Origin of the sequence: Chryseobacterium indologenes (assembly GCF_001295265.1) — a bacterium.
Classification (GTDB): Bacteria; Bacteroidota; Bacteroidia; order Flavobacteriales; family Weeksellaceae; genus Chryseobacterium; species Chryseobacterium indologenes_A.
Genome location: NZ_LJOD01000001.1, coordinates 106,465 through 118,290, shown reverse-complemented (window position 1 = coordinate 118,290; position 11,826 = coordinate 106,465). Strand labels below are relative to the sequence as shown.

The following is an 11,826-nucleotide window of genomic DNA, read 5'->3' as shown; positions in this document are numbered from 1 at the left end:
TTAAAAAATTGATTGAATTGTTGTTTTAGAATGGTAGGTCGTCCTCTGTTCCCTCTGCTGTAAATACGTTGTTTTCAGATTGTGCAGTAGCTTGTACCGTTTCGGTTTTGTTACCACCTCCGTGCAGTTTGATTTGTGAGGTATGAAAATTCAGCCCTGCTTTTGCTTCGCCGTCTTTGTTTACCCACGCTCTTGTGCTTACACGTCCTGTGAGTTCTACCAAAGTGCCTTTTGTTAGTAGTCTTGCCACGTTTGCAGTTATCCAATAGGCACAATCGAAGTAGGTTGTTTGCTCTACTCGTTCGCCCTGCCTGTTCTTGTAGCTGTCGTTTACCGCTACTGAAAAGTTTACTACCTGTTTTTCGTTAGACAATGTGCGTACTTCCGCATTTCTTGTCAGTCTTCCTGTGATGTTCATCTTCGTTGATTTTTAGTGATTGATATTTGATTTAATTTTTTTTAATTTATTCGGCAATGAGAGGAGGTGCTGTTTCGTTTCATTACCATTTTCAATGCTTTTAATCTTGTTATCTGACATTTTTTTTATTCGTTTAAAGAGCCGGAGTATGCTATGTTTCGTTTCACGAGCATAAAAGGTTCGTGTTTAGCTGACACAAGGTTTTGGAAAACAAATACTACCCAAGGGGTGGAGATTTTTTTCCAAACTTGCGTGACCTTTTGGCGGCGTTAAGAACACGGAAATACCTTTGCTCTTGAAATGGGACAAAAAAGCATACGGCACTTTGGATAAAAACTATTGTGGAAGCCTAAGAAGATGGCATTGAAAAATGGTTCGTAGTGATTTGAAATAACACTTCCAATTAGCTGGATTGATAAATGTTTTTTTTATTTGTGTGGCTTTCAAAGCCACCTTACCAGAGATTTTAAAAATGCTGTAAATGGAAGTGGTGAAGGCAGGGCATTTTTAAAATGGCTGTTTCAGAAGTAGCCGAAAAAGCTCTTTTACAGCGAGGGAATTTGAAAGGGGTAAATGTGCTTTGGCTATCAAAAAGTTTAGAACAAAAAAAACAGAGCCGTTAAGCTCTGTTCTATAAGTTGTATTGGATTTAATCAGATAGCTGCCGTTAAAAATGCTTCTTCCATTGCCTTGAATTTTGGCGTTACCAAATCCATATCCTTACTGATTTTTTGGCTGGTAATCTTTGCATAAATCTGTGTGGTAGAAATATTTTTATGTCCCATCATTTTGCTTAAACTTTCAAGCGGTACACCCTCGGTCAAAAACATTGTTCCGAAAGTATGCCTTGCTGTGTGGAAAGTTACTTTTTGCTCTGAAATTATCTCTGCGTTTTCAATTAGTTTGGTAACGTGGTTATTGCAGGTAGCATTGGTTGGAACCGGAAAGATAAATTCATTCCTTGTCGTACCCTGATATTTTTCAATAATGCGTTTTGGAATTTCCATTAACCTAACATTGGAAGCAACATCTGATTTCTTTCTCCGGCTGATAATCCATTGATGACCGTCAAAAAATGATTGAATATTGTTCCTTTTCAATTTCTTAATATCCGAATAAGCAAGCCCTGTAAAACAACTAAAAATAAACAGGTCTTTTACAACTTCATAACGTGGGTGCGGTGCTTTAGATAACATTAGTTTCTCCACGTCCTCTTTCAGTATATAACCTCTGTCGGTTTCTTCCATACTAATTTCGTAATCCTGGAACGGGTTATCACGTATCAATCCTTTTTTAATTGCCAGTTCTGCCAAAGCCAATACAGGCATTGTGTACACCCAAATCGTATTATGGCTTAATTGTAAATCATAACGGAGGTAAAAATCAAACTCACGGATAAAATCGTTATTCAACTCATGAAAAGCCATATCATCACGATGATAACGTTCCTGTATAAATTTGGAAAGATGATTGTAAACCGTGATGTACTTATTGTAAGTACCCTCCGAACGTTCTTCTTTTTCGACCAGTTTCTCAAATTGTTCGTTCTGGTCGTTGAAAACCTTTAAAACAGCATCGTCCATAACACCCACTCCCAAAAAGGCGAGCTTCACTTTCTGTGCGGTGGCAAAACCCTCGTGCTTCAGCATATCTTCGTATATCTTATCGATACGCCCACGTATGTTGTCTAATTTTTTGTTTACTCTTACAGCTTCGGCACTTTTACCTAAAACTCTGCCGAACTTTAAATCCCAATTATTTGCATTAATTTCTAACTTTGTTCCGAAAGTTTTAGGAGTTCCGTCAATGGTAATTCTTGCCATAATCGGAGCATTACCGTTCTTTTTTGGTTCGTTCTTTTTCAGGTAGAAAAGCAATTTAAACGTTGACCTTTTTGTCTGTTCCATAACCACAATGTTTAATGTTTAAAATTAAATTATATTTAGTTACAAGGAAACGTAAAAAGGGGTGCAAAAGACTGAAATATAAACTGTTAGTCTTAATCAGTTACCGATTGAATTGGTAACGATTTAGGAACCTAACTTTGTGTTTTCAAGCCCAAAACCTATCGGACATCGACTTCCAAACTAAGACTACACTTTTATAAAGCATTGTATAATAACAGGTTTAACCGTTTTGCTTATCTTTGCTTTTTATTAATCTTTTTATATTGAATATTTATAGCCACTTAAGTTTTTTAGAGCCGGGCTTTATGTATAAAAAAGTTCATTAAAATGAAAGCTTTTGTGACTTTTGTGGTTTTGTAAAGTTTAAACAACTTTTTTATAGTCACATCTTAAACATAAATCCCTGAGAGATTTTTTTGTTGTATTTTTTTTCATCAAAACGATATAGGAAAGAACCTTTTCTGGATGAGGTCATGTCCTTTTTATTAGTGTTGACAAGGATGTCCATACTGTTGATCTTGCTGGTAAAATTCCGCTTGTCAAATTTTTCATCAAAAATAGCTTCATAAAGATTCTGAAGGTCCTTCATCGTGAATTTTTCGGGAAGAAGCTCAAAACCTATAGGTCCTGTGGAAGCTCTTCTTCTCAGCCTGGCAACAGCATCTTTTACCATGTCATTATGATCAAAAATAAGATCAGGCGCTTTCTTAAGGTCAACCCACTCTGCACTGTACTGTTTATTGATTTGAATATCTTTCTCTATATTGATCAGTGCATAATACGAAATGGACATGATTCTGGCTGTTGGCTCACGCTTAATTTCTGTATAGCATTTAAGCTGCTCAAGATAGATATTTTCAAGACCTGTCAAGGTATACAAAACCCTGTTAGCCGCTTCATCAGAAGTCTCTTCACTGTCAATAAAACCGCCCATAAGCGACCATTCACCCATTTGTGGTTCAAAATTTCTTTTTACCAGAAGTATTTTAAGATTTTCGCCATCAAAACCAAAAATTATACAGTCAACAGCAACAAAGTGTTTAGGATATTGTGAGTAATCCTCAGTCATCTTTTATATTTTAATGCAAAGGTAAATCTTTTAGAGATAAGATCTTATATAAATGTAAATTATACACTTTTTAATAAGCGTTATTTATACCATTAAAATTATTCCCTGAAGATGTTTTGGGAGTTAAAACGGGAATCAAAAACGAAAAATACCACTGAAATCAGATTATATACCTGTGAATCAAATGTTAAATTTGTGTTAAAATTGAAAATGCTATTAAAAATAGGCAGGTAATGTAACTTAACATTAAAAATACGATAAGGTATTGCTGATATGGTTGAGATTTTTGCTAAAACATATCCTGAATTCATTTTCATAGGGAATCGTAAGAATTCCCGATCTTGTTTTCCGGTAAAGTGATTATCTTATTTTTTATGATAAGGTGGTGTGGTTTTGGCTATTTTTAGGGCTTTATGAAAGGTTTTAATCAGTAAAAATGTACGGCAGCATACAAAAAATGTTTTGTATATAGATTCTTTCCATTATTTTAGAAATGTTGAATTAACATTTATCCATGACCCCAAAGCTTTCAGTTATTTTATTATGTTTTGCTTCATTTACCTCTGCGCAGGTGAAGAAGAAAATTGACTATTTTCCTTTGGAAGCGGTAAAGTTATCAGAAAGTGTTTTCAACAAAGCCATGATGGCAGACCGGAAATATATCATGGCGATGGAACCGGACAGACTGCTGGCTCCCTATCTTAAAGAGGCAGGGCTGGACCCCAAGGCAGATAATTATCCCAATTGGGAAAATACAGGACTGGACGGTCACATAGGAGGGCATTACATTTCCGCGTTATCCCTGTTGTATGCTTCTACAGGAGATTCCAGCATTAAAAAGAGGATTGATTATATGATTAATGAACTGGAACGCTGCCAGGAAACTTCTCCCGAAGGATATATTTCAGGAGTTCCGGGAGGAAAAAAAATCTGGAAAGAAATTAAAGAAGGAAATATACGTGCTTCTGGCTTTGGGCTGAATGACCGTTGGGTACCTTTATATAATATTCACAAACTGTACTCAGGATTACGCGATGCGTATTGGTATGCGAAAAGTGAGAAAGCAAAAACAATGTTGATCAGGCTTACAGATTGGATGACGAATGAGGTATCAGACCTTTCTGATGAACAGATCCAGGACATGCTGCGCAGTGAACACGGATGTCTCAACGAAGTTTTTGCAGATGTTTATGATATTACCCATGACAAAAAACACCTGCTGCTGGCTCACCGCTTTTCCCATCAGGCTATCCTTATCCCTCTTTTGGCAGGAGAAGATAAGCTTACAGGCCTTCATGCCAATACACAGATTCCAAAAATTATAGGTTACAAACGCATTGCAGATCTTGAAAACAGTAAATCCTGGAGTAATGCCGCTGATTTTTTCTGGCATAACGTTACCGAGAAAAGATCATCTGTTATTGGAGGTAACAGTGTCAGTGAGCATTTTAACCCTGTCAATGATTTCAACAGCATGATAAAAAGTATTGAAGGTCCGGAAACCTGCAATACCTATAATATGCTGAAGCTGACCAAAGAGCTTTATGCAACATTGCCTGAATCTTACTATATCGATTATTACGAAAAAGCTTTATACAATCATATCCTTTCCACAGAAAATCATGATGACGGAGGGTTCGTGTACTTTACACCGATGCGTCCCGGACACTACCGTGTGTATTCACAGCCTCAGACCAGTTTCTGGTGCTGTGTAGGATCCGGAATGGAAAACCATGCCAAATATGGGGAAATGATTTATGCCCGGTCAGAGAAGGATTTATATGTGAACCTGTTTATCCCTTCCACATTGACATGGAAACAGCAAAAAATAGTGCTCCGTCAGGTCAATAACTTTCCGGAAGTTCCTGAAACAACATTGATCTTTGATGCTGCGGGAAAATCAGAATTTGATTTAAAACTGAGATGCCCGGAATGGACAACATCTTCGGAAGTAATAATTTTGATTAATGGAAAACAACAGAAAGTGCAACGTGGTTCCGATGGCTATTTTACACTGACTAAAAAATGGAAAAAAGGTGATGTTGTGAAAATGACCCTGCCGATGCATCTTTCTGCAGAACAACTTCCTGACCATTCCAATTATTATGCATTTAAATACGGTCCTGTAGTGCTTGCCGCAAAATACGGTACCGAAAACCAACAGGGACTTCTTGCGGACGATAGCAGAGGCGGCCATATTGCTCATGGTCCGCAGATTCCTTTAAACGAAATTCCCGTTATCCTTGGAAATCCTTCCGAGGTGGTCAGCCATGTTACACCTTTAACTAATTCACCGCTGAACTTTGTTATTAAAGGCCTTTATCCATCTGAAAAATTCGGAAAAGGACTCAGTCTTGTGCCGTTTTACAGTATTCAGGCAGAAAGATATATTCTGTACTGGCCTCAAGCTGACAAAAACGAAATAGAAAATACATTGAAGCAAAGAACAAAAGAAGAAGCGGAAACCAGAAAGCTGGATATGATTACCGCAGATAAAATCCAGCTGGGCGAACAGCAGCCGGAATCAGATCATTTTATAGAAAGCAAAGATTCTGGAACAGGATATATGGAAGACCGTCATTTCCGTGACGCCAAAGGCTGGTTCAGCTATCAGATGAAAAATAGCGGAAAAAATGCTTCATATCTTTATCTGCTGTATTTTGATGCCAATACCAATCGTATCCTGAATATTGAGATTAACGGTAAAAAAGTCATTGCAAAACATCTGGATGGAAAGTCAGGAAACACAGTTCAATATCTGGGTATTCCAATACCGGATTCAGAAAAGAATAAAGAAAATCTTACCGTAAAATTCCTGGCAGAAGAAAAATTCATGACTGCTAAAATCATTGAAGTCCGTTTACTGACAGAAAATTACGAAAAGAAATAAAATTAAAAACAGATTTTTCCCATGAAAAACAGAACCCTGTACTTATTATTTTTTCTTGCAGCCATTTGCAGTTTCCATGCAAAAGTAAGGCTGCCTGCTTTGGTTTCAGACGGAATGATTCTTCAGAGGAATCAGGATCTGAAAATCTGGGGATATGCAGATGCAGGAGAAAAAATTACGGTTAAGTTTATCAATAAAACCTATAATGCCACAGCTGATCAGAACGGCAACTGGTCTCTAATGCTTCCAAAGCTTAAAGCCGGAGGCCCTTATACCATGACGATTAATGAGATCACCCTTAAAGATATTCTTATTGGTGATGTGTGGGTAGCCTCAGGACAATCTAATATGGAACTTCCGATGCGCAGGCTGACACCTCTGTATGAAAATGAAATTAAAAACGCCAATAATCAGAATATAAGATTCTTCACGGTTCCGCAGAAATACAATTTTAAAGCTCCTCAAAATGATCTTGACGGAGGAAAATGGGAAAGCACAAACCCTCAGACCATCCTTAATTTCTCCGGGGTTGCCTATTTCTTTGCCAAAGAACTCAATGAAAAAAATAAAGTTCCTGTAGGAATCATTCATACCAGTCTGGGAGGATCTCCGGTTCAGGCCTGGATGGATGAAAAATCACTGAAAAAATATCCGGAATACCTGGCTGAAGCAGAAAAATGGAAAAATGATGACTTGATACAATCTACAGAATTCCAGGAAAAATCATTAAGCAAAGCATGGTATGCAGAGCTGGATCAGAGTGATATTGGGTTCAATCAACACTGGGAAAAAGATAACACAAATGATTCCGGATGGAAAACCATGATGGTTCCGGGCTCATGGGAAGATCAGGAAGGTCCGTTTGACGGTTCGGTATGGTTCCGCAAAGAAATTATCCTGCCTAGAGGAGCAGACCAGAAAACAGCATTTCTCAATCTTGGAAGGATAAAAGATGCCGATATTACTTACATCAACGGAATCAAAGTAGGAAATGTCACCTATGAATATCCGCCACGTTGGTACGACATTCCAAAAGGCGTTTTAAAAGAAGGAAAGAATATCATTACGGTAAGAGTCATCAATGGCAGCGGAAAAGGACAGTTTATCGCTGATAAACCGTATTACTTAGAAATTGACGGACAAAAAACAGACCTTAAAGGCGAGTGGAAATATAAAATAGGAGCAAAAATGGAAAAAATGGCTCCCGGACAGACATTTATCCGCTGGAAACCGGTAGGTCTTTACAACGCCATGATTAATCCGCTGATCAATTATAAAATCAGAGGATTTATCTGGTATCAGGGCGAAAGCAATACAGGAAAACCAAAAGAATATGGAGATTTATTGTCAACAATGATCTCAGACTGGCGCTCAAAATGGAATAAGAACGATTTGCCGTTTTTCATTGTACAGCTGGCCAATTTTATGGAGAAAAAAGATGAACCGATTGAAAGCAACTGGGCTGAGTTGAGAGAACAGCAAAGGCAGGTTTCTCTGAATGTTCCTTATTCAGGACTTGCGGTAACGATTGATGTGGGAGAATGGAATGATATTCATCCGCTCAATAAAAAAGCAGTTGGTGACAGGTTGGCCTTGCAGGCCCTGAAAATCGGGGAGGGCAAAAAAATCATAGCTGACGGACCCGTTTATCAGTCGATAAAGACAGAAGGAAAAACCATTATTCTATCCTTTAAACCCGGGACAGATGATCTGGTACAAGGAAGCCTTAAAGGTTTTGCCATACAGCAGAAAGACGGCCGCTACCAATGGGCAAAAGCAGAAGCAAAAGGTAATAAAGTGATGGTATGGAATGATCAGGTTTCAAACCCTGTCAATGTACGCTACGACTGGGCAGACAACCCGGACGGCAATCTTAAAAACAAAAGCGGGCTTCCTGCTTCACCTTTTACAACAGAAAAAAATTAATTTAACATAGAAAACCTTATCAAAATCAATGGATAATCAGCCACAAAAAATATCGGTAATAGAAAAAGTAGGGTATAGCCTGGGAGACCTGGCGGCCAACCTTGTTTTTCAGACCTTAGTGACCTACCTGACCTATTTTTATACGGATATTTACGGACTAAAAGCAGAAGATGCCTCTTTGATCACGCTTACTGTAGGTTTAATTGCCGGATTTGGCTTTAACCCGCTTATCGGAGCGCTGGCGGACCGTACAAGCTCACGATGGGGAAAATTCCGTCCATGGATTTTATTTACCGCTGTACCGCTTGGTATTGCAGCTCTGTTAGCCTTCAGTACACCTCACTTTTCCTATCAGGGTAAAATGATCTATGCTGCGGTTACCTATTCATTATTATTGTTATTATATGCATCCAATAACTTACCGTATGCTGCTCTGAGTGGCGTTATCACGGGAGATATGGGAGAAAGGAACAGTATTTCTTCGTACCGTTTTGTAGCAGTAATGTTTGCACAGTTTTTTGTACAGGTATTCATGCTTCCGATTATTTTATACGTAGGACATGGAGACAAGGCACAGGGAATTGAGACCGTTATGACATGGCTGGCGGTGATCGGATCCGTCATGCTGCTGATTACCTTTTTTACCACCAAAGAAAGAATCATTCCCAAGCCGGAGCAGAAATCAAGCCTGAAAGAAGATTTAAAAGATTTATTCCAGAACAGACCCTGGATTATTATGCTTACTGTGACTGCATTTATATTTATCACATTGGCTATGAAAGGAGGATCTTATGTCTATTATTTTAACAACTATGTGGATGAAAATGCACTCAAAAGTTTTATCTCACCCATTACAGCATTTTTTAATTCTGCCGGGATGAATTTCTTTGGGGAAGACCCGAAATCTGCCGGGTTCGGATTATTTAATGCAGGAGGAATTGTCATGATGATTGTAGGCATTACTTTTTCTAAAAAACTGGCAGACAGATTTGGAAAAAGAGATACTTTTATTGCTTCATTATTCATTTCTACATTGTTTATCCTGTTCTTTATATTTTATCCTCCAAAAGCAGTGGGAATTATGTTCCTGTCTCAGATTTTACACGGATTCTTTTATGGAATCAGCACACCGCTTTTGTGGGCCATGATTGCTGATGTGGCCGACTATTCGGAATGGAAGAACAACCGTAGGGCAACGGCTATTATCTTTTCTGCCATGATGGTAGGACTGAAAGTAGGTCTAAGCATCGGAAGCTCACTGGTCGCTTTGATCATTGGAAAATACGGATACATTTCAGTACATGGAAGTGAGCAGGTTATTCAGCCTGAAACAGTGGCCGCAGGAGCTAAAATGCTCGTGAGCATATTCCCGTCCATACCGTTTTTTATTGCGTGCGGACTGCTTTTATTTTACAAAATCAATAAAAAAATGGAAGTTCAGATTGAAAAAGATCTGGCTGAAAGAAGAAAATAAAAAGATTACTATGAAACGTATTTTAATTGGTTTGGCGGCTTTTACCGCTTCCGGTCTGTTGGCACAAAAGTCTGACGGTACTTTAAAAAAAGCATTTCAGGATAAATTCTACATAGGAACTGCCATGAGCCTTCCCCAGATTGACGGGACAGATCAGAAGGCAGCAGCGATTATCAAAAAACAATTCCGCTCTATTGTTGCTGAAAATTGTATGAAATCTATGTTCCTTCAGCCTCAGGAAGGAAAGTTCTTCTTTGATGATGCCGATAAATTTGTTGATTTCGGGATGAAAAATAAGATGTTCATCATCGGGCATACGTTAATCTGGCATTCCCAGCTTCCAAAATGGTTTTTTTTAGATAAAAATGGAAAGGACGTTTCTCCGGAAGTATTGAAACAGCGCATGAAAAACCACATTACAACCGTAGTTTCCCGTTACAAAGGGAAAGTAAAAGGATGGGATGTGGTGAATGAAGCCATTCTTGAAGACGGAACCTACAGAAAAAGTAAATTTTACGAAATCCTGGGTGAAGATTTTATTCCTTTGGCATTTCAGTATGCACAGGAGGCCGATCCCAATGCAGAACTATATTATAACGATTATAATGAATGGTATCCTGAAAAGGTAAAAGCAGTCATTACAATGGTTGAAAAACTTAAATCAAGAGGAATCCGTATTGATGGGGTGGGAATGCAATCCCATGTCGGAATGGATAACCCTTCTATGGATGAGTATGAAAAAGCAATTGTAAATTATTCCAATGCTGGAGTTAAAGTCAATATAACAGAACTGGAAATAAGTGCGCTGCCTTCTCCGTGGGGAAGCTCTGCCAATGTTTCGGATACGGTTGCCTATCAGAAAGAAATGAATCCTTACATCAAAGGGCTTCCCAATGAAGTAGAAACAAAATGGGAAAAACGTTATCTTGATTTCTTTGGTTTGTTTTTAAAACATAAAGATAAAATAAGAAGAGTAACCTTATGGGGAGTTACCGATAAGCAATCCTGGAAAAACGATTTTCCGGTAAAAGGAAGAACAGATTACCCGTTACTTTTTGACAGGAAAGACCAAGAGAAACCTGTGGTACAAAAAATAATAAAACTGGCAGAGAAAAATTAAAATCAATAGAATTTTTACTTAATGAAAAAATCAAAATATTTATTCCCGGAAGATTATATGGCAGATCCTTCCGTTCACGTTTTTGAAGATAAAATCTATATCTATCCCTCTCACGACCGCGAAAGCGGAATTGAAGAAAATGATAACGGAGACCATTTTGACATGAATGATTACCATGTTTTCTCAATGGATGATGTGGACAGCGGAGAAATTAAAGATCATGGCGTAGTGCTTTCGGTAAAGGATATTCCATGGGCGGGAAGACAGCTTTGGGATTGTGATGTAGCCTTCAAAGACGGCAAATATTATATGTACTTTCCCCTTAAAGATCAGAATGATATCTTCAGAATCGGTGTTGCAGTGAGTGATAAACCTTACGGACCTTTCATCCCTGAAAAATATCCGATGATGGGAAGTTACAGCATCGATCCCTGCATTTTTGAAGATAAAGGGAAATATTATATGTATTTCGGAGGAATATGGGGCGGACAATTACAGCGTTACAGAGATAATAAAGCGCTTGAATCTGCTGTAATTCCAGAAAATGATGAACCCGCAATCCACTCAAAGGTGGCTTTGCTAAACGATGATATGCTTCAATTTGCGGAAGCTCCTAAAGACGTTGTCATCATTGATGAAAACGGAAAACCGCTGCTTCATGGTAATAAGCACCGATTTTTTGAAGCGTCATGGATGCATCAATATAACGGTACATATTATTTTTCTTATTCTACAGGAGACAGCCACCTGATTTGCTATGCAACCGGGGATAATCCTTACGGTCCGTTTACTTTTCAGGGGGAAATTCTTACTCCGGTGGTAGGATGGACTACCCATCACAGCATTGTGGAATTCAAAGGGAAATGGTACCTGTTCTTCCATGATTCTGTCCCGAGTGGCGGAAAAACATGGCTGAGAAGTATGAAAGTAATTGAACTGGAATACGATCATGAGGGTAAAATTAAAACCATTGAAGGTCTGGAAGACCGGTAATAGAAATTCTTAATTATTTAAAATTTTTC

At 38.3% G+C, this 11,826-nt stretch carries 8 protein-coding genes; 5 read left to right on the top strand and 3 right to left on the bottom strand.

Annotated elements, in window-relative coordinates:
• Positions 1–25: 25 nt before the first annotated feature.
• From AOB46_RS00475 to AOB46_RS00465, 3 genes are all read right to left on the bottom strand, one after another.
• On the bottom strand, positions 26–418 hold the full coding sequence (locus tag AOB46_RS00475; RefSeq protein WP_062696091.1) for a single-stranded DNA-binding protein: 393 nt from the start codon (positions 416–418) through the stop codon (positions 26–28).
• A 653-nt stretch (positions 419–1,071) separates the two neighbouring features.
• Positions 1,072–2,325: a site-specific integrase gene (locus AOB46_RS00470; protein WP_062696090.1), complete on the bottom strand. Its 1,254-nt coding sequence runs from the start codon at positions 2,323–2,325 to the stop codon at positions 1,072–1,074.
• 382 nt (positions 2,326–2,707) lie between these two features.
• Positions 2,708–3,394, bottom strand: coding sequence for an NUDIX hydrolase (locus AOB46_RS00465; RefSeq protein WP_062696089.1), 687 nt, complete (start codon positions 3,392–3,394; stop codon positions 2,708–2,710).
• Positions 3,395–3,908: 514 nt separating this feature from the next.
• On the opposite strand from AOB46_RS00465, the gene AOB46_RS00455 reads away from it, so the two are divergent.
• From AOB46_RS00455 to AOB46_RS00435, 5 genes are read left to right on the top strand one after another with little or no spacing between them, the layout of a single operon-like run.
• Positions 3,909–6,284: a glycoside hydrolase family 127 protein gene (locus tag AOB46_RS00455; protein WP_062696087.1), complete on the top strand. Its 2,376-nt coding sequence runs from the start codon at positions 3,909–3,911 to the stop codon at positions 6,282–6,284.
• 21 nt (positions 6,285–6,305) lie between these two features.
• Entirely contained in the window at positions 6,306–8,210 is a 1,905-nt protein-coding gene (locus AOB46_RS00450; protein ID WP_082376983.1) for a sialate O-acetylesterase, read from the top strand.
• A 28-nt stretch (positions 8,211–8,238) separates the two neighbouring features.
• Complete coding sequence (locus AOB46_RS00445; protein ID WP_062696086.1) at positions 8,239–9,684, top strand: MFS transporter; 1,446 nt, start codon at positions 8,239–8,241, stop codon at positions 9,682–9,684.
• A gap of 10 nt (positions 9,685–9,694) precedes the next feature.
• The gene (locus AOB46_RS00440; RefSeq protein WP_062696759.1) at positions 9,695–10,804 is read left to right on the top strand and encodes an endo-1,4-beta-xylanase; all 1,110 of its coding nucleotides are present in this window, start codon (positions 9,695–9,697) and stop codon (positions 10,802–10,804) included.
• Between the two features lie 21 nt (positions 10,805–10,825).
• Entirely contained in the window at positions 10,826–11,797 is a 972-nt protein-coding gene (locus tag AOB46_RS00435; RefSeq protein WP_062696085.1) for a glycoside hydrolase family 43 protein, read from the top strand.
• Positions 11,798–11,826 lie beyond the last annotated feature (29 nt).